The sequence below is a fragment of the Helicobacter bilis ATCC 51630 genome, from assembly GCF_000686565.1.
Lineage (GTDB): Bacteria > Campylobacterota > Campylobacteria > Campylobacterales > Helicobacteraceae > Helicobacter_A > Helicobacter_A bilis.
Map to the genome: position 1 here is coordinate 1 of NZ_JMKW01000022.1, position 20,445 is coordinate 20,445.

Annotated in this window: 18 protein-coding genes; 9 read left to right on the forward strand and 9 right to left on the reverse strand. The window is 35.6% G+C overall.

Features of this window, described 5'->3' with window-relative positions:
- The coding region (locus T368_RS0105480; RefSeq protein WP_211248555.1) for a Crp/Fnr family transcriptional regulator at positions 1-630 on the reverse strand (630 nt) is incomplete at its 3' end.
- A gap of 85 nt (positions 631-715) precedes the next feature.
- On the opposite strand from T368_RS0105480, the gene T368_RS0105485 reads away from it, so the two are divergent.
- The 5 genes from T368_RS0105485 to T368_RS0105505 all read left to right on the forward strand — a co-directional run bounded on the left by T368_RS0105485 (position 716) and on the right by T368_RS0105505 (position 5,049).
- Positions 716-1,753 (forward strand): 4Fe-4S dicluster domain-containing protein, encoded by a 1,038-nt coding sequence (locus tag T368_RS0105485; protein WP_004088007.1) that lies wholly within the window; start codon positions 716-718, stop codon positions 1,751-1,753.
- A gap of 3 nt (positions 1,754-1,756) precedes the next feature.
- The gene (locus T368_RS13360; protein WP_004088006.1) at positions 1,757-2,518 is read left to right on the forward strand and encodes a cytochrome b/b6 domain-containing protein; all 762 of its coding nucleotides are present in this window, start codon (positions 1,757-1,759) and stop codon (positions 2,516-2,518) included.
- Positions 2,519-2,521: 3 nt separating this feature from the next.
- Positions 2,522-3,682 (forward strand): SLAC1 family transporter, encoded by a 1,161-nt coding sequence (locus T368_RS14895; RefSeq protein WP_004088005.1) that lies wholly within the window; start codon positions 2,522-2,524, stop codon positions 3,680-3,682.
- Positions 3,683-3,717: 35 nt separating this feature from the next.
- Positions 3,718-4,038 (forward strand): divalent-cation tolerance protein CutA, encoded by a 321-nt coding sequence (cutA, locus tag T368_RS0105500; RefSeq protein WP_004088004.1) that lies wholly within the window; start codon positions 3,718-3,720, stop codon positions 4,036-4,038.
- Positions 4,039-4,263: 225 nt separating this feature from the next.
- Positions 4,264-5,049, forward strand: coding sequence for a MetQ/NlpA family ABC transporter substrate-binding protein (locus tag T368_RS0105505; RefSeq protein ID WP_004088003.1), 786 nt, complete (start codon positions 4,264-4,266; stop codon positions 5,047-5,049).
- 254 nt (positions 5,050-5,303) lie between these two features.
- Here T368_RS0105505 and T368_RS0105510 read toward each other — a convergent pair whose 3' ends face one another.
- Together T368_RS0105510 and T368_RS0105515 are read right to left on the reverse strand one after the other, a co-directional pair.
- Entirely contained in the window at positions 5,304-6,659 is a 1,356-nt protein-coding gene (locus tag T368_RS0105510; protein WP_004088000.1) for an L-serine ammonia-lyase, read from the reverse strand.
- A 22-nt stretch (positions 6,660-6,681) separates the two neighbouring features.
- Positions 6,682-7,926 (reverse strand): aromatic amino acid transport family protein, encoded by a 1,245-nt coding sequence (locus tag T368_RS0105515; RefSeq protein WP_004087998.1) that lies wholly within the window; start codon positions 7,924-7,926, stop codon positions 6,682-6,684.
- 366 nt (positions 7,927-8,292) lie between these two features.
- Here T368_RS0105515 and T368_RS0105520 point away from each other — a divergent pair, with 366 nt between their 5' ends.
- The gene (locus T368_RS0105520) at positions 8,293-9,171 is read left to right on the forward strand and encodes a DMT family transporter (RefSeq protein ID WP_004087996.1); all 879 of its coding nucleotides are present in this window, start codon (positions 8,293-8,295) and stop codon (positions 9,169-9,171) included.
- Here the strand turns inward: T368_RS0105520 and T368_RS0105525 are convergent.
- The 6 genes from T368_RS0105525 to T368_RS0105550 form a co-directional block, all read right to left on the reverse strand.
- The gene (locus tag T368_RS0105525) at positions 9,168-9,881 is read right to left on the reverse strand and encodes a methyltransferase domain-containing protein (protein WP_004087994.1); all 714 of its coding nucleotides are present in this window, start codon (positions 9,879-9,881) and stop codon (positions 9,168-9,170) included. The two genes, T368_RS0105520 and T368_RS0105525, sit on opposite strands and share 4 nt — an antisense overlap.
- Entirely contained in the window at positions 9,866-10,510 is a 645-nt protein-coding gene (locus T368_RS0105530) for a pimeloyl-ACP methyl esterase BioG family protein (RefSeq protein WP_004087992.1), read from the reverse strand. The genes T368_RS0105525 and T368_RS0105530 overlap by 16 nt, the downstream gene beginning before the upstream one ends.
- A gap of 149 nt (positions 10,511-10,659) precedes the next feature.
- Entirely contained in the window at positions 10,660-11,100 is a 441-nt protein-coding gene (locus tag T368_RS0105535) for a globin domain-containing protein (protein WP_004087990.1), read from the reverse strand.
- Positions 11,101-11,311: 211 nt separating this feature from the next.
- Positions 11,312-13,225: a hypothetical protein gene (locus tag T368_RS0105540; RefSeq protein WP_004087988.1), complete on the reverse strand. Its 1,914-nt coding sequence runs from the start codon at positions 13,223-13,225 to the stop codon at positions 11,312-11,314.
- Positions 13,226-13,694: 469 nt separating this feature from the next.
- Positions 13,695-14,720 (reverse strand): type II asparaginase, encoded by a 1,026-nt coding sequence (locus T368_RS13365; protein WP_004087987.1) that lies wholly within the window; start codon positions 14,718-14,720, stop codon positions 13,695-13,697.
- A 126-nt stretch (positions 14,721-14,846) separates the two neighbouring features.
- Positions 14,847-16,148, reverse strand: a complete 1,302-nt coding sequence (locus tag T368_RS0105550) for a hypothetical protein (protein WP_004087986.1) — start codon at positions 16,146-16,148, stop codon at positions 14,847-14,849.
- A 271-nt stretch (positions 16,149-16,419) separates the two neighbouring features.
- Here T368_RS0105550 and T368_RS0105555 point away from each other — a divergent pair, with 271 nt between their 5' ends.
- From T368_RS0105555 to secA, 3 genes are read left to right on the forward strand one after another with little or no spacing between them, the layout of a single operon-like run.
- On the forward strand, positions 16,420-17,289 hold the full coding sequence (locus T368_RS0105555) for a DnaJ C-terminal domain-containing protein (RefSeq protein WP_004087984.1): 870 nt from the start codon (positions 16,420-16,422) through the stop codon (positions 17,287-17,289).
- A 13-nt stretch (positions 17,290-17,302) separates the two neighbouring features.
- Complete coding sequence (locus tag T368_RS0105560) at positions 17,303-17,677, forward strand: heat shock protein transcriptional repressor HspR (RefSeq protein WP_004087982.1); 375 nt, start codon at positions 17,303-17,305, stop codon at positions 17,675-17,677.
- Positions 17,678-17,702: 25 nt separating this feature from the next.
- Positions 17,703-20,321 (forward strand): preprotein translocase subunit SecA, encoded by a 2,619-nt coding sequence (gene secA, locus T368_RS0105565; RefSeq protein ID WP_004087980.1) that lies wholly within the window; start codon positions 17,703-17,705, stop codon positions 20,319-20,321.
- Positions 20,322-20,445 lie beyond the last annotated feature (124 nt).

Genomic DNA, 20,445 nt, shown 5'->3' on the forward strand with positions numbered 1-20,445 from the left:
TTTAAGCACAATCTCATTGCGATTTGTCTCAATTAGCCCTTGTGTTTTTAGCTCTTTTATCACTCTTGTAACTGCCTCTCTGGCACTGCCGATATTGTTTGCTATGCTCTCTTGACTTGCTTCTACGCGGTTATTTTTAGCGTTACTTAGTAGAAACTTTACTACGCGATTTTTGAGACTTTTAAAGGTTACATCATTAATGGTATCAAAGGCTTGTTTTAGGCGTTTAGAGACTAAAGATAGATTAAAACGCATAATAGATTCATTACTCTGTGTGAGTGTCTCAAAAATCTTATTTGGCAGAATAAACACGCTAGAATCTTCCATAAACTCAAGCACCACATCAGCCTTAATGTTTGATAAAATACAGCTTGTAGAGATGATACAGCTTTCCTTATCGCTTATGGTAAAAATGGTGATTTCCTTAGCATTACTTGATACGCTAAAAAAGCGAACTTTCCCACTTAAAACATACAAAAAGCCTAGCAATTCATCGCTATCAGGGTAGATTCTATATCCCTTTGTGTATGTTTTTACAATGCCCTTATTATGCAATACTTCAAGGCTTCTCTCATCGCCACATATTGTGGTATTGATTTGTATCAAGGTGTCTTTAGTGAGTGGTTGCATATTTTCCTTTTGTGATAAAGTTACACACAAAGCGTTCAAACTTGCATACAATGCTAGAAAATTATATCTCAAAAAGGTTAGTTCAATGCAAAGACGCAACTTTTTAAAATCCCTAGCACTCACCCCTGTGCTAGTCGCTGGAGCAAATGCTGAACCTAGCGATTCTACAAAAGAGGGCAAAGAAGAAACAAGATCGCTTATAGATTCAAGTGAGTTTAGCAAGACTAAAGGCAAGGCAAGTATTATAAACCTTGATAAATGCGATGGTTGCAAAGGCTATGAAATGCCACAATGCGTGAATGCGTGTAAAGAGAAAAATGCCGCTAGATTCCCCGAGCCGATAAAAGACATTCCGCAATATTTCCCGCGTAAAATCTATGAAGATTATTCTAAAAATAGAGATGATATATCACGCCTAAGTCCATATAACTGGACTTTTGTAGAAGAGCTAGAGATAGATTCTAAAAAGGTGTTTGTCCCACGCCGCTGTATGCATTGCGATGACCCGACTTGTCAAAAAATCTGCCCTTTTGGGATTATCGGTAAAGATGATAATAATGCTGTAAATATTGATGAGCATTACTGCTTTGGCGGGGCAAAATGCCGTGATGTCTGCCCGTGGGGGATACCGCAAAGACAAGCTGGAGTTGGAATCTATCTTAAAATCGCCCCAAAACTTGCTGGTGGTGGAGCGATGTTTAAATGCGATATGTGTGCGGATTTACTCGCACAGGGTAAAAAACCTGCGTGTGAGACACAATGCCCTAAAGAAGCGATCATTTTTGATGATAAGGCTAAGATTCTAGCCCTTGTAGAAGAAGCGAAAAATGAAGGTAAATTCATTTATGGAGACACACAAAATGGTGGCACAAGCACCTTTTATATCTCTTCAATTGATTTTACAAAGATTGATGAAGCGATTGCTAGAAAGTATGGCAAGGAAGATGGTGTGCTAGATTCTAAAAGTCAAAAGATGGGGCGACCGCATATGAATGTGGTGGTAAAAAACTTTGTGAGTGAAGATTCTGCCCTTATTAAAGGTGTGTTAGCCGCACCACTTATTGGTGTAGTCGCTGGGGCAATCGCTGTGGCAAAATCTAAAAAGAATATAAAGAAAGGATAAATTATGAAAACAGAATCTATGATATTGCGTCAAAGTCTGCAAAATCGTATCGTGCATTGGGGCGTGGCATTTAGCACATTTATTTTGATTGCAAGTGGGATTTTCCAAATGCCTGTGTCAAAGCGGTATATGATAAATGAGCTGCCTTTAATGGCGTGGAGTGGAGATTATCATATAAGTCTTATGCTGCATTATGTAGGAGCTTTTGGACTCATATTTTTTGTGGCATTCCATCTGTATTTTCATATTGCAAGGGCAGAGTTTGATATTTTTCCAAAAAAAGGCGATGGAGTAAAAAGCCTAAAGATTATTAAGGCTATGCTTTTTGGTGGGCAAGAACCAAAGAGTGAAAAATATCTACCTGAGCAAAGACTAGCATATTTTTTCATCGGGCTTGTGCTGCTGCTTTTAATCATTACCGGCTTAATTAAAACGCTTAAAAACCTTGCTGGGTGGAATATAAGCGATAGTTTGTATCTATGGAGTGCGCAACTGCATAATCTTGGAATATTTCTCATCATACTTGGAATCATCGGGCATTTAGCAGCATTCATTTTCAAGGCAAATCGCCCACTTTTAAGGGCAATGTTTAGTGGCAGGGTAGATTCAGCTTACATTGTGGAGCGACATAGCTTGTGGCAAGAGGGGGTGAAAATGGCTAGGGATAAAGTAGCAGAAAACAATATAAATTCTAAAACAACCGCTTGTCATACTGAGCCTTTAGGCGAAGTATCTAACACAGAATCCACACAAAATAAGGACTAAGCTATGCAAAATGTAAATACAGAATCTAGCCCAGATTCTACAAGCCAAATCAAAGTAGAATCTAATATGAAAGAGCCACACAATGCTATATCGGCAGAATCTAAACTCGCTAATTTACCTATTGCCTTATTTGCTTCAGTTATGGGGATAGGCGGACTTAGCCTTGTGCTAAAGAAAGCAAGTGTGGTTTTTGGTAGCGTGGCACTTGCAAATGCGTCCTTTAATAGCACAACACTTCATAGCGGAGCAAACGCACTAGAATCTAGCCTAGATTCTAGCTGGCAAGGGGCAGTCGCACCATTTCTATGGTGGGGGGCGTATGGCTTTGCGGTGTTGGCAGTGGCTATTTTCGCCCTTTTGCTTGTGTGCTATGGTGCAAAAATGCTTTATCATTTCAATGCGTTTAAAGCGGATTTAAAGCATCAAGTAAAGATTAACTTCCTATCAAGCATTCCTATCAGTATGCTTATCATCGTGGCATTTTGGAGTGATTTAAGTAGTGGAGTAGATTTGCTATGGCAAGGGATTTTGGGGCTTTTTTATGTGGCAAGTGCTTTGCAACTCCTGCTTAGTTTATATGTAATGTCTTTTTGGTTTAAAGAGAGTATGAAGAGTGCTTTGCTATCCCCTGCGTGGTTTATACCAATTGTAGGGAATCTAATCGTGCCTTTGAGTGGTGGTTTAATCAACGCACCAAAGGAATTATTACTCTTTTTCTTTTCTATCGGTTGCTTTTTTTGGATTCTACTCAGTGCGATGATAATGCAGCGGTTAATCTTTGAGCAGAGTTTGGAATCTAAATTTATCCCCACACTTTTTATTTTTATCGCACCACCTAGCATTTTTGTGGTGGATTTTCATAGTCTTTTTGGATTCCATAATGCGTTGAGTTTTGTGGGTTTTAATGTAGCGTTGTTTTTCGTGCTATTGCTTTTAAGTCTGGGTAATATCTTTACTAAGCTTAGCTTTACACCATCGTGGTGGGCTTTTACCTTTCCGCTGTGTGCCTTTGGGATAGCGAGTTTTGATTTATATATGATTGATTTTAAGTGCTTTTATGGACTTTTGGGGATTTTGGGGCTTGTGATGGCATTTTTTGCGGTGGTGCTTATCTCATACAAGACTTTAAGGGCTGTTGCAAGTGGAGCAATTTTTAAAGAGTAGGTTATAATACTTTAATATTTTTATAAAGGAAGTTTATGCTAATTATCCACACCACAACGCCCACAAAAAAGGAAGCAAAAAATCTTATTAAGATTCTTTTAGAATCTCGCCTTATTGCCTGTGGGCAGTATTTTAAGATAAAAAGTCATTATGTTTGGAAAGATTCAAAAGGTAAAAGAAATCTATGCAAAGACAAGGAATATTTGCTGATTTTAAAAACCTTGCCAGAATGCTATGAAAAAATACAATCTTTAATCTGCTCTCATCATAGCTATGAAGTCCCAGAGATACTATCTTTTGAAGCAAAGGCTGAAAATGCGTATAATGCGTGGCTTGTTGAGAATCTTAGCTTATAAGCAAGTGTTAAATATCACAAGTCTTTGCATAATCTCTACATCAAACAAGGGGTAAAATATGGCAAAAAAACAACAACAGAATCTAAAATTGTAACAAAATAAGATTCTATAACCTTATTTTTCATATATGTATCTTAAAGTAATGTAGCGTTTGTAAAATTTGCATGAAATAAATCTTGGTTTTTGTGCTAGAATATACGCTTATTTTATTATTAAGGAGCAGTTATGAGAAAATTTGTAAGCACAAGCATATTAGTTGCAGGTTTAGCTTTAGGTTCGTTACAAACAATGTTTGCAGGAGAGGTGAAAGTGGGTGCTACACCCGTGCCACATGCTGCGATTTTAAAGTCGGTTATCCCTATGTTAGATAAAAAGGGAGTCCAGCTAAAAATCGTGGAATTTACAGATTATGTAACGCCAAATCTAGCCCTTGCAGACAAATCTTTAGACGCAAACTTTATGCAGCATTTGCCCTACCTTGAAAAGATTAATAAGGATAAAAATCTCAATCTAGTAAGTGTTGGACAAGTGCATGTAGAGCCGCTTGGTGTGTATTCAAAGAAGCTAAAAAAGCTTGATGAATTGCAAAGTGGTGCAAAGATTGCTATCCCTTCTGACCCTACAAATGCAGCAAGGGCTTTGATACTTTTACATAATAATGGCGTGATTGTGCTAAAAGACCCTAAGAATCTAACCGCAACACTGCGTGATATTAAGAAGAATCCAAAGAAGCTAAAGATAATAACTGCAGAAGCAGCTCTTTTACCTAAAATGCTTGATGATGTAGCATTTGCTGTGATTAATGGTAACTTTGCTATGCAAAATGGCTTATCAAGCAAGGATACAATCGCTGTTGAAGATTCTCGCTCACCTTATGCTAATATCCTTGTAGTGCGTGCTGGCGATGAGAATAAACCAGATATTTTAGAGTTGAAAAAAGCGCTACAAAGCCCAGAGGTAAAGAAATTTATAGAAGATACTTATAAAGGTGAAGTTGTCCCTGCGTTTTAATCTATATGGGTTTTTATTCAAAACCTAACTAGCAACATAGGGGCTATAAGTTTACACCCTTAAATAGCCTTAAAAAGAAGTCTTGCTACATTTATACATAGAGACTTAGAGTTGTAAATAAGATTCTAAGTCTAGATTCCTTACAGCAAAACATTCAAAAAGCACGATATAACTATTTACGCATTCTCTAAAACATTAGATTCTATAAACTAAAAAACACGAAAAGCTTCATAGACAGAATCTTGAATCAAATATTAACACACGCTTGAGAGTGTTTTTGCTAAACCGCCAAGTGAAGTTTCTCTATATTTTGCATTCATATCTTTGCCTGTTTGATACATGGTTTTAATCACTTCATCAAGGCTTACAATCGGTATGCTTTTTCTTGTCATTGCCATGCGAGCCGCTGAAATCGCCTTAATCGCACCAAATGCGTTTCTCTCAATACAAGGAATCTGCACTAGCCCACCAACAGGATCACAAGTAAGCCCTAAATGATGCTCCATTGCCATTTCTGCGGCATTACATGCGACTCTTGCTTCTGCGCCAAGCACACTTGCCATTGCTGCTGCTGCCATAGAGCTTGCCGAGCCTATCTCTGCTTGACAGCCTGCTTCTGCACCGCTTATACTTGCATTTTTCTTGTAAAATGAGCCAATAAGCATGGCAGTGAGTAAAAAGTCGATCGCCTCTTTATCACCAAATCCTATTGTATGATTCTTAAGATACAACATAACAGCAGGTATAACCGCACATGCACCATTTGTTGGGGCGGTAACGACTTTTGCACCGCTGCCGTTTTCTTCAGCAATGGCTATTGCATACAACGAGATAAAATCAATTATACCCATAGGATCTGTTGTAGCTTTCACTCTTTCATGCAACCCTTTTGCGCGTCTGCGTAAATGAAGCTTTCCGGGTAGATACTCTTGCGTAGGATTTGTGCCATTTTCATACACTTCCTGCATAACCTGCCAAATCTCAAGGCAATATGCCTTTATGTATTCTTCTGTGTTAAATTGCAATTCATACATCAGTGAGAGTTGTGCGAGATTAACCTGCTTTTCATCGCACAGATACAAGGCTTTTGTAGCATTTTCAATACTCATATCTATATTATTAGAATCTGATTCCATATCGCCTTCTTTTAATTCCTCTTCAGTCTTTACAAAACCACCACCAACAGAATAATACACTTGATTTGCAATCTCTTTATTACTAGAATCAAAGGCTTTTATACACATGCCATTTTCATGTAACTCTAAAAAGTCATTAGAAAAGATAATATCTCTATCATAAGAGAATGCAATCTCTTTTTTACCACAAAGATTGAGTTTATTTTGATTGAGTGCTTTCTCATTTATCTCTGCTTGCAAGTTTGCTTTTAACGATCTTGCCTCCACATTGCTTAATCCCCAAATCACTGCCCTATCCGTTAAGTGTCCCCTGCCTGTAAGTGATAAAGAGCCATAAAGGCTTACTTCGACTCGTTCTACATCTTGCAACACAGAATCTAGCTTTTTACAAAAAAGATTCCCTGCTATTAATGGTCCTAAAGTATGTGATGATGATGGTCCTACACCGATTTTAAAAATATTTAAATTACTCATGCACGCCCCTTATCTATTGATATTATAGCAATCCATGAATTGCCGCTGAAATTGCTATAAGCCCCATAACTACGATAAATCCATCACAAATTGGATTTCTAAACCTCTTTAACACATCAAATTTATAAATGCAATATACAGGCATGATAAATAGCAAGATAGCAAGCACAGGACCGCCAATAGATTCTATAATGCCAATGACACTAGGATTTTTATATGCCACATACCATGCGATAAGAAAGGTAAATATACCGGTAAGTGTGTTTGCAAGTTTGCCAGTAATTTTTCCATTTGATGCCTTATAAAGCACACCATTTAAGCCCTCTTGTGAGCCTAAATAATGCCCCAAAAAGCTTTTACTCATAGCGATCAAAGCAACAATAGGCGATACATACGCTAGAAATGTAGCTTCTGGATATTTATTTGCGATATAAGTAAGAATATTTACATTTTCTGCCTTAGCGTTTGCAAAGTCTTGCGGACTAAGGCATAACGCACATGAAAATACAAAAAACATAACCACCACAACCATCATAATAACCGCATAAGAAATAATTTGTGAAGACTTCTTCTCTGCACAATCAGGGTATTTTTCCTTACAATGACATGCAAGTGAAGAAATAATTGGCGAGTGATTAAAGCTAAAAACTAAGATAGGAAACACAAGCCAAAGTGTAAGCCAAAAGTTTGAACCCTTCATATCAGCGACAACAGAATCTAGGCTAAGATGTGCAAACAAAGCCCCATTCCAATGCGGTATAAGAAAAAGTGAAATCGCAATAAGGATTAATACAAAAGGAAATACAAGCATACTCATCGCTTTTGTAACGATATTAGAGCCAGAGATAGACACAAGCACAAGTAATGCAACAATTATAAATGAGCTTATAAGCCTATTTGGCGCGTCTAAATGCAGTTGATTGACAAAAAACTGCTCTAGTGTCGTTGTAAGGTTTGCGCTATATACAAGCAAAATAGGTAAAATCGCACAAAAATACAAAAGTGTAACCAAAAAGCCACCGCCCCTGCCAAAGTAAGTTTCAGCAACAAAAGTGATATCATCACTAGGTTTATCGCTACCAAGCACAAAGCGACAAAGCCCTCTGTGAGCTAAATAAGTCATAGGATAAGCAAGTATTAAAATCACAAAAAGCGGTATCAGCCCACCCAAACCAGCATTAATAGGCAATAGCAAAACGCCAGCCCCAATCGCCGTGCCAAAAAGACTAAGCACCCAAATCATATCTTCTTTGGTAAAACCTTTCATATCCACTTCTCCCTTAAGATAAATGTAGAAAGTATTATAATGCGTTTTATTCGATTTTATCCGTTTAATATGACAAAATTTCGTTTTTATTGCATATTGTGGCAATCCAAACCTAGCTTATTTAAATGCAGCTTAGATTTCAAGTTAATGAGTGCTAAAATATTCTTATACATAACATTGCAAATAAGACATAAAAATTTAATAAAACATAACACACTCTAGCTACTTTGCAGAAGTTTATTTCAATGTAGAAAAATGCGATTTAAAAACTTAGATTCTTAAGCGTGATTTAAGTTTTTCTGCATTACTATTTACTGCGATTTTAGAATCTAAATTCTCTTTCTATCACGCTTTGGAGTTATCTCTATGAAAATTCTTATGATACTTGCTATGATGGGTTGGGGACTTGTGTGGCCCCTATCAAAGATTATGAGTGAGACGCTAAATCCCGAGCAAGCTTCATGTATCCGATTTATCATCGTAAGCCTTAGCTTTTTACCGATTATGTATATCTATAAAATCCCCTTTAAGATTCCAAAAATAGCTCTTATACCTGTGCTACTTACAGGTATATTTAACACTGCTTATAGCTATCTTATGTATATGGGGCTATTGTATGGTGATGCGGGGAGTGCTGGGGTTATCGCGGAGGTTTTGCCAATCATTATTGCGGCGTTTTTGTATAGCTTTATGAAGCAAACGACATTGCTTAAAAGGGAAAAATGGGCGTTATTTTTTGGAATCTTAGCAGGTGTTTTTCTCATTAATTTATTTGAAAACTGGCGTGCAATATTTATGCCTTTTAATGTCATTTTTCTACTTGCGGCATTAGCATGGGCTATGCTAATTATTAGCTCTCGTTATGCAACAGAATATGTATCTGCTATATCGCTAAGCTTTTATTCTAGTCTTTGCACAGCACTTTTTTTGCTGCCTAGTTTTTTATACTATGGTCTTGCACCTTTGGGGGAATTGGGTATGAATTTTTGGATTCTAGCCCTTATTACTGCACTTTTTTGCACGACTTTTTCCACAACGATTTATTATCGTGGCTTATATGTGCTGGGTGTAACACAAGGTGGGATTTATGCCCTGCTTACGCCGCCTTCAACACTTTTATTTGCATGGCTGATTTTAGATGAGATGCCACAAACACACACAATTATCGGGGGAATCATATCTATTTTTACTATCTATCTTATGAATTATTACAATCCAAAGCATTTTAGAATCTTTAAAAGTTAGCGTTTTTTAGCAAGGAAGCAGATGATATGATAAGTGAGTGTGTTGTTATAAAAATCTGTATATTGTGTCAGCCATGATTTTTTGATAAAGCGTGTTTGCAGGGCATTTACCCCGCCTTTTTTGATATGGCGAAAGACTTCAAGTGGGCTTTCAAACGACAGAGAAATACGCTCTTCATGCCATGCTAATAGCTCAAAATCACTCTGTAAATGCTTTTTTATAATGCAAGATTCTATATAAGGCAGTCCTATGCCTGTAATCTCTTTTATCTCTCTAAAGTTATCAATACCAAATGTGCCAATAAGTAGAAAGCCTTGTGAAAGCAAAATATGTTTTAGATTCTGCAAGGTTTCAACAAAAGGCAACCATTGCAAACATGCGTTTGAAGCGATGAGATTAAACTTTTTTGAGTAAATCTCTGTGCGTGTAATATTACGCATATCAAAGCAAAGATTCTGTGTATTTTGCGGCAACTTTATGTCCTTATACTCGTTTATATCATTGCAAATATATTGCTTATAATCTAGCCTTTCAGTCAGCATATAGGTAAGCTCACACTGCCCACAACCAAACTCAAATATATATGAAAAATCTTTTCTTTTTGTGTCTAAAAGCATATTGAGTAAGCAATCTCGCATATAGGCTTGAATGGGCGTGTTGTCTTTATAACTTTGCTGGGCTTTTAAGAAACGCTCTAATTGATAGCACATAGCCCCTCCCATGTATCAAAGGCAAAAAATGGATAATGCCATGAAGCCAACTCGCATATTGCACTTTTGCTATTTTCAAAGGCTTTGTGGCAGGTTTGTGGTAAAAAAAGCGTGTCATTTTTTGCAATATAGATTCTATCCCATGTGAGTGGTGTGTGTGGTGTAGTCATGCAAAAATCATAAATACATTGCAATTCAGCCTTTAAATGCGAGATAGAAGCGAAGTGAAAATCTTTGGTCCTGTCTAGATTCTCCCCAAAAATAGCCCTTTTAAAGTCATCTATATTAAGGTTTTTTATCGTATGGCGAAATATAGCAGGATTAATGCCTTTTAATTTATCTATGCCAGATTCTGTGCCACTAAGGGCAATTTTGCGAGATAAAGGTATGTGAGATAAAGGCAGTCTAGCAGCTATGCTAACCCCCATAGAATAGACTACAAGATAGATTGAATCATATTTCTCTAACTCTAAATTTATATCAAATGTAAAGTCAGTATAATCATGCAATAAAAGCACATTGGCTTTAGAATCTAAATGCGTGTAATGCGTGCAATGACTTGCAAAACCTGCAAAAAAGAGTATAAGAATCTTGCTATCTGTATTTTTATGTAGCCAGTATGTTTGCATGATATAGCCTTTATGCTTTTGCTTTTGTAGTTTTATCGCAATGCAAATGGGTATTATACTGGATTATTGGATAAAAATGATTACTCTATTCCACAATAAATATATTGCGTAGCAACATATTTTTATCAATAATGACCTGCATAGTATGGCTACTCTGTTTTTAAGGTATACATTTTCTCTTCTACTTGTATATAATAATTTGCAATTTCTTGATATGCCTTCTCCCATGCCTGCAATATCTCTTTAGTTGCATTTTCTTGCAACACATTTTCAATCGCTTTTATCAAACATGCTCCAACGATTGGGTAATGCTCCTTCTTTACATTTAATCTAACATGTGTTTTGCCAATGGATTCTATTTGCGAATGAATTGTATCTAGATTCTCAATATTCATTGCAGCATGTAGTATTGCCATGGCGAGTGCCTTTGGCTGCTTACCATTTTGTTGCTTTGTCATATCAAACATAGTTCTAACTTGTGGATACTCATCAAATAAGATTCTATAAAATTCCTTTGTGATTGTTTCACCATGTGTTTTTAAAACCGGTATTGTGCTTTTTACAATCTCTATTGTTTGTTTATCTAACATCAAAAATCCTTTATAATAAAATGCAATGCAATAATAAACAATAGTTTTAAAATAAAAATTGATATATGTTAATAATCATAAAATTATCTTTTAGAAGCAATAAAAATAAGCACAATATAGAATCTATATAAAGCTAATCTGGAGCAAAAGCCACAAGATTCTATATTATTTGAAAAAAAGGGGGGGGCAGGATAATGTCAAAACTACACAATTACAAATGTTTTCCATAAACTTTTTTGTATAAAAAGTTGAAAAAATCAGTGAAATGCCTAGCCTGTCGTCTCACTTTTGCATTTGGAAAATATTTGCCCATGAATTTTATAACCTTAAATAGAGGCTTTAAATCCTGTGGGGGAATGTAGCGGTTTTCTTCTTCAGCCACATACCAACTATACCCTGCCTTTTGTGCCCCTACCTCTCGAATAGGATCCATATGATTTATTTTTTGAGTAATTACATCTTTGTTTAAATGAGTATTTGGATATACCTTTTTTAGAATCTCAAATGCTTCTATAAAAGATTGTAATTTAATCGAATTGACGGCATATGTTTGCCGCAAAGTCTCTATATCTAGCAATAGTTCTTGCTGTATATCTGGGAACAACATTCCTTTTTGACTCTTATTGCCTAGCCCATACTGCTGGTCGATTAATGCAGTTTTGTTTTTAACCACACCACACATAGTGAGATATAAAAAAGACATATTGTGATTATTGTATCGTATATCCTTATAAGTCTCAACTTGCAATGCTTTGATAAAATTATACAAAGATCCAAGAGCAAGCATTACATCTCTTGGTCCATATATCGTAATATTATTATTACCATCATCAGTTAAAGTATCAAATATTTCATCAGATTTGCACGTTTGAAGATCTTGTAAAATTTGTTCTCGATTGCCTTCTTTATATTGTATGTCACCATCACTTCGTAGTGTAAAAATGAAGTCATAGGTAATATTATGCGATATTTCATGTTGCCTCATAAGTTCGATTGCTCTATGTATGCCATAGTAAAGATGATAACCACCGCCTAATTCTTTACCTTCATATTGCGTTTGTTCTTGATTGATAATTTCATAAGTTTTGAGGCAAGGATATTTGCTTTGCAAATCTTTTATATCATTTATATCCAGTGCTACATTATATTCAGAATTAATCTTTTGAAATACATTTGGGAAAAGCTTGGGAAAATGCGAACGATATGAAATTTCAAATGGCACAGCTTCATAAAATGTTGGCTCTAGCATACGCAATACCCAATTTCCCCATCCGCACAACCCCGGCCAAACTTGATATGTATCCCAAGTAAATAAAAACACATCAGCATTTAAGGGTATAGCAAGGTTTGTAATAATATCTTCAAGTGTGGCTATATAATCGCCACGCAAGATTCCATATAAACAAATTGCAAACTTTTTATATTCCGTGTGTGGTTTAGCAGTTATTTGTGGAATAAGATGGGATAAGTCTTTACATTGCTGAAGTAATATATTTCTGTAATGCCCTATACATTCCTTATAACATTGTGCTGCACCAAGACCATTTTCGTCATTAATTAGTTTTAAAAATATTATAAAAGATGGTGGGTTTTTTGGAGTAAAAAATTCTTGTTGTTTTGCTGTATCTGCTTTATAGAAATAATGCAATGTATTTTTAAGAAAATAGTTTCGAATTATCTTATTGTCTGTATCCTTCATATAATTTTGCATAATGCAAAATGCGATATTAGCAGTTAAAGCGTCATCTGCAATAAATCTATTGAGTAAAAAATTAGGACTTAATTTTTGTTTAAGTCTAAAGTCTTCATATAGTGTTGCTGTGTCTGCTTCTATATGTGTTTGTGTTAGGGCAATACCCCCCACCCCACCCCAATTTAATTTAGCGTTATCCCAAAATTGTGGACATTGCAATGTGTCGCTATTATTTTTAGAATCCGCTTTTATAAATTGCAATAGTTCATCGAGTTTCCCAATATCATGTAGAAATACACAAAAATCCATTTTTAAATCATTGGAATCTTGTGTTATATTTTCTTTATATAAGCTATATACCTTATCAAAATCCCATGATTCTAATGCGGATTCTATAGTTATACTCACTTCATTTAGATTTGTATGCTGCATTCTTTTTCCTTTTTCATGCAATTATATCCAATCATTTTTATTTAGTTATTTACCATAAAATATTGTGAGATTAATCGATTAATCTTTGTAAAGATTATAATATTTTATAAAACACAACACAGAATCTACAATAAAGTCAATATCTAAATATCCAATAAAAAACTACAAGATTCTATATCGTTTTAGATTCTACTATTACCTTAAAGATTTCATATCACTTTAAAACTTAAAAGAAAACTAAGCAAGGATATAATCAAAAAAAGACACAACAACACCAAAACTATACTACAAAATACATAAAGTAAGAAATTATCTAGAATCGCACGACAAGATTAAGTAAAAGCAAAATACACATAAGAATGAATTTATGAGAATCAAGCAAAGCTTAAAGATTCCCATAAAGCTATCACAATAGCTTAAAAGTCTCAAAAGACTTCAATTAATTCAAGCCTAATAGACTAAAGCATGTTTAATAAGTTTCAAAAATCTTTGCAATAGCATCTGTTTTGTTTGTTTTTGTCAAAGCAAGCATGAGTAAAATTCGTGCTTTTTGTGGATTTAGATCATGTGCACCGATAAATCCAAGTTTAGAATCATCACTATTTGCAAGCACAATGCCAGAGCCAACTCTTGAGCTTTGCACGACTACTAAGCCTTGCTGCATAAGACTTTTTAGCACTTCTTTTTGATATTTATGGATACTACCAGCACCACTTCCCGCTACAACAATGCCTTTTGTCCCAGCCTTAAACAAAGCCTTAGCAGCAACACCAGAGCCATCATTTGCATAAGAATACAATATATCAACTTTTGGCAAAGATTCTATTCTATCTATATTAAAGATACTTTTTCTTGTGTGTGGTTGCAATGGAGCGTAGTTAAAAAACACATTTCCATCAAGGATATAGCCCATATCGCCACTATTTGGGGATTTAAAAGTCTCAACATTTAGGGCATGTGTTTTTGTAGCACCTCTTGCACTCTGAATCCTATCATTCATAGCGATCATAACGCCTTTATTTCGTGCCTTTGGACTTGCAGCAAGGGCTACTGCATTATAGAGATTCTTAGGACCATCAGCACTCATAGCTGTGCTTGGTCGCATAGCACCTACTAGCACGACAGGCTTATCACTCTGAATTGTTAAATGCAAGAAAAACGCAGTCTCTTCCATCGTATCTGTGCCATGTGTGATAACGATACCATCTACATCAGGACTTGCTAAAAGGCTCTTTACGCGTTTTCCAAGAGTTAGCCATATCTCATCAGTCATATCCGCACTATCGATATTTGCGATTTGCTCTCCCTTAATATTCGCAAGATTCTTAATCTCTGGCACAGCATTAATCAATACATCAACACCTACAACACCCGCAGTATAACCAGTCGTTTTGATATTAGAATCAATCGATCCCGCAATAGTCCCACCAGTCGCTAGGATAACTACATTTGGCTTTGGTCTTTGCATTCTTTCAATCGATAATGCTTGTAACATCACTGCACTTCCTATCATCAGCAAAAAAGCATAGAAAAACTTCTTCATACAACACCTTTTAAAGTAAATTTGGAGTAAATCCATGCGGAATTATATCAAAATTTATAACTTTTAGCACGATAAAATCTATTGCCTTTTTGCAAGTTTCTTAAATAACTCATGCGTATCAAGGACTATTGTTAGCATTTGTGTATTTGCGATCTTTGTATCTGTAAAGTGGAATATAAAACTAAAACGAGTCGCACTATACGCATTTTTATACTCCCAATACATCTCCATTCTATCATAGAATCTTGCTTGATAAAAGGGCAATCCCCAATATAAAGTTTCTCCATATTCGCTAAAATACTTCATTTGCCCCTGCCCATAATACAGGCTATTTTCCACACCAAAGCCCTTGTATTGTGCCTTGAGTGTAAAGTCTAATCCAAGAGAGTTAGAAAAAGGATCAAGCCCACTAGAATGCCGCCTTTTACGCTCCACAGACCCAAGCACACCTAAACTAAGATTTATAGAATCCATATAGGGCATAAATCTCTTTTGCAAGTCAAAGCCAACAAAAGCGTTATAATACAATCTATCAAGCAGCCATACATCTTTTATCGTATTTAAAGGATTGAGTAATTCATCATTTTTTGTATGATAAAGCAGGAATGAAGCCCCAAGAAAGATATTATCATGCCACAAATTCTGCTGTAAGAAGCCTTGAGCTAAAAACTCATCAATTCGTTTTTGCAGATTCCCACCATACCAGTCAAATATAAATTCCGCTTTTAAGCCCTTATTTTGATATTGCAGACCAAAGCCATTTGTCATAGGATTTTGCAGTAAAAAGTCCTTACGATAGTAGAGATTAGGATACATGCCAATCCAATGTTTTTTGGGAAAGATTCCAAAATAGCCACTAAAATTTTTATAATGCGTATCATAATATAAACTCAAACCTACATTTTGTGGAAATTGCGGGATTTTCTCGCCCATATTCATAATGTAGTATCCGCCGACACGAAGATTCTGCCCATAAAAATGCAGTCCTATTTCAGGAAATATACTTGCTTGAAGCAGTGTGCGTGTATCCCAATATGGAAAGGAATCCTCTAAATTATCCGCAAAGAATGTAAAGTCAAAACCATATATGAAATGTAAATCATTAGGGATATTATTAGAATCTTTTTGTTGTGTTATGCTTTGTGTATGTGTGGTATTAGATGCTTTAGATTCTAATTGTTGATTTATAGAATCTTTTAGGAATGTTGGGGAGGGGGGGGTTAAAGATTCTGCATTATTTGCAATTTTTGTATTGTTTAGAGTTATGCCATTGGAATCTATATCGCTAGATTCTATAAAAACATACTCTTTTATCTGTTTTGCAGACACTAAGTTGATCGTAGTCAATACACATGAAAATATAAATAATAATTTATACATTATGTTATCCCATTTAAATATTAAAATCTTTTTATCTCTAAGCTTCAAAGATACTAAAAGCTTGAGATTATACCCTACTTTTTATGCTTTATTGCTATTAGATTAGAATCTAAATTTAGTCTTTGTGGAGAAAAATATCTAAAAATCTCAATAAAAGTTTTATAATACACCACTAACAACACTCACACATTTTCATACAAACTAAATAAAGTTTATATACATAAACTCATATTGTATGCTATAATAACACTAAAAGTTTTACGAGGTATATATGGCAAAAAGTTTATATCAAACATTAAATATTAGTGAAAATGCAAGTGCTGATGAGATTAAAAAAGCATACAGAAAGCTTGCAAGGCAGTATCACCCCGATGTGAATAAATCCGCAGAAGCTGAAGAAAAGTTTAAAGAGATAAATGGTGCGTATGAGATTCTAAGCGATCCGCAAAAAAAGGCTGAATACGATCAATATGGCGATAGCATGTTTAATGGGCAAAATTTCAGTGATTTTAGCCGCTCTTATCAAAGTGCTGATTTAAATGATATTTTAAAGAATATTTTTGGTGCGCGTGGCAGGGGCTTTAATGGCAGTAATGCGGGGTTTAGCTCATTTAACTTTGGTTTTGATAATGGTATGGGTGATGGCATTGACCTAGATATTGAAGCAAGGGCGAGTATATCGCTTAAAAGTGCGTTGTTAGGCGATACTTTGCGTTTGCACTTAAATGGGTCCAACTTTGAGTTAAAGATACCAGAGGGCATTACAAGCGGTTCAAAACTTCGTGCAAAAGGTAAAGGTAAAAAGCTTGGCAATATGGTGGGCGATGCGATAATCACCATTGAGATAGCACCAGAAGAAGGGTATAGCATTGATGGTTATAATCTCACTCAAGTTGTAGAAGTGCCACTCAAAGCAATGCTTTTTGGAGATAAGGCAAGCATTAAAACAGCAAGGGAAGAAATGATTATTAAGATTCCAGCAAATACGCAAAATGGTAAGAAAATGCGGATTAAAAACAAAGGCTTTAAAGATAGAAAGACGGGGCAATATGGGGATTTAATCTTGCAAGTGTATGCGAAATTACCAGATTCTAATACGCTAAGCGATGAGTTAAAAGAGTTGTTACAAAAAGAACTATAAGGAAAGGAATAGCATGGATGCAAGTTATGATGAACCGGTTTTTTTGATTAGCGTAGTAGCAAAGATACTTGATATTCACCCGCAGACTTTGCGGCAGTATGAGAAAGAGGGGCTTATTGAGCCTTCACGCACTGATGGGAAAATGCGACTTTATTCACAGCGAGATATGGATAAGATTAAGACGATTTTAAAGCTTACTAGAGATTTAGGTGTGAATCTTGCTGGTGTGGATATTATCCTGCGATTAAAAGAGAGAATGGACGAGCTTGATAGCTTAAATGATGATTTGCGGAATAATTTGCATAAACAGCAAAGCACAAAGAGTGTATCAGGCGATTTAACGATTATAAAAAGCTCTTATGAGCTTGTTTTGCATTCAAAAAAGTAATGAATTTCTAATAAAAAGGACATATATGAAAACTTTATTTGGGAAAATTTTTGGCACTCGTAATGATAAGATTCTAAAAGGCTACAAAAATCGTGTGCGTAAGATAAACGCATTAGAAGCAGAGTTGGAATCTTTAAGCGATGAAGCTTTGCAGCAGAGATTTCAAGCGATAAAAGATGAGGTTACACATAAGCTTGGTAGCTTAGATAATAGTGATTTTTCTATTCAAGTAGTAAATTCGCTTTTAGATTCTAAACTTGAAGAAGTCTTTTCTCTCACAAGGGAAGCAAGTAAGAGAATCCTTAATATGCGGCATTTTGATGTGCAGCTTATCGGCGGTATGGCTTTGCATGAAGGAAAGATTGCAGAGATGAAAACAGGGGAAGGGAAAACACTTGTAGCAACTCTTCCTGTTATCTTAAATGCCTTGTCTGGTAAAAGCGTGCATGTTGTAACCGTGAATGACTATCTAGCAAATAGAGATGCAGCGACTATGCAGCCACTTTATAACTTTTTTGGCTTTAGTGTGGGCGTTATTACAAATGCGATACAAAGTGATGAAGAGCGTTTAAAAATCTATTCAAGCGATATAGTCTATGGCACAAATAATGAATATGGATTTGATTATTTGCGGGATAATATGAAGTATAATTTAGACCAAAAAGTGCAAAAACGCCACTTTTTTGCTATCGTTGATGAAGTAGATTCTATCCTTATTGATGAAGCTAGAACGCCACTTATAATCTCTGGTCCTATTAATCGTAAAATGGAGAATTATCAATTAGCAGATTCTGTTGCAAAGAAAATGCAGAAAGTTACTGACTTTAGCGTTGATGAAAAAAATCGCGTGATTCTAACCACAGAAGATGGAATCAAAAAAGCAGAATCTCTTTTTAATGTAGAAAATCTCTATGCTGTTGAAAATGCCTCTTTATCACACCACCTAGACCAAGCCCTAAAAGCAAACTATTTATTTGTAAAAGATAAAGATTATGTAGTCCAAAATGGCGAAGTTGTGATTGTAGATGAATTTACAGGCAGACTAAGTGAAGGCAGAAGATTTAGCGAAGGACTGCATCAAGCCCTAGAAGCAAAAGAGGGCGTAGCTATTAAGGAAGAGAGTCAAACACTAGCAGATATTACATTCCAAAACTACTTTAGACTCTATGATAAATTAGGCGGCATGACAGGGACAGCCCAGACTGAAGCCACAGAATTTTTAGAGATATATAAACTTGAAGTTGTATCAATACCGACTAACTTACCGATACAGCGAAAAGATTTAAATGATTTAATCTATAAAAGTGAGCAGGAAAAATTCCAAGCCGTGCTAGATAAAATCACAGAGCTATATAAAAAAGGGCAGCCAGTGCTTGTTGGCACAGCGAGTATTGAAAAAAGCGAAGTTTTGCATGAATGGCTAAAAAAAGCTAGAATCCCGCATAATGTATTAAACGCAAAACAACACGAAAAAGAAGCAGAAATCATTAAAAATGCAGGGCTAAAAGGTGCAGTAACCATTGCTACAAACATGGCAGGTAGAGGCGTGGATATTAAAATCGATGATGAGATACGAGAGCTAGGCGGACTTTATATCATCGGCACAGAGCGACATGAAAGCAGAAGAATTGATAATCAGCTAAGGGGTCGTGCAGGCAGACAGGGCGATCCGGGCGTTAGTCAATTTTATCTAAGCCTTGAAGATTCCCTGCTTAGAATCTTTGGAAGCGATAAGTTGAAAGGCGTTATGGGTAAGCTTGGTATGAAAGATGGTGAGAGTATAGAATCTAGCATGATTACAAAATCTATTGAAAAAGCACAAAAAAAGGTAGAATCTCTTCATTTTGAATCAAGAAAACACCTACTTGAATATGATGATGTGAGTAATGAACAGCGAAAAGTCATATATAGATTCAGAAATGAGCTATTACAAAAAGATTTTAATATGGCAGAACGAATAAAAGAAAACCGCGAAACAAGCGTACATAATCTTTTAGAGCGAAGTCAAATATTAGCGCATGATGTGCCAGAAAACTATGATATTGCGGGACTTTTAGCCGTATTGAAAGAGGAATATTTGCTTGAATTGAGTGAATCTTTAGAAGCAAAAAGCTATCATGAAATACAAGAGATTCTTATATCCGCCTTGCAAAATGAATATGACAAAAAGTTTGCAAATACAACACCAGAAATGCGTAATGAGCTTGAAAGAATCATTTATTTACAAGTGGTAGATAATGCTTGGAGAGAGCATTTATACTCAATAGATCATTTAAAAACAGGCATTAGCCTTCGTGGATATAATCAAAAAGACCCGCTTGTAGAGTATAAAAAAGAGAGTTATAATCTCTTTTTAGAGCTTGTGGAAAATATCAAAATTGAAGCTTATCGCACATTGCAAATCATTCAATTTAACACGCAAGATGTGCAGCAAGAAGAAGAAAAGATTCTATCAAACCTAGAGCATGAAAATGAGAATCTTGTGCTAAATCATAGCGGATTAGAAGAAGAGATAAGAGATAAAAAACCAGCAAGAAATGAAATATGCCCTTGTGGTAGTGGTAAAAAATATAAACACTGCCATGGCAAAAGCGGACCAAAAAGGGGCGCCCTTGCAAAGCAAAGAGAAGACATCAATGCTTAATTAAAGCTATTAACAAAAGCACTAAGATTCTATATGTAGGCTATTTGCTTTTAGCTTATAAGTTAATAATTAGAATCTTATTTTTCTAATCTACAACAAATTGTCATATTGAGCGTAGCAGAAT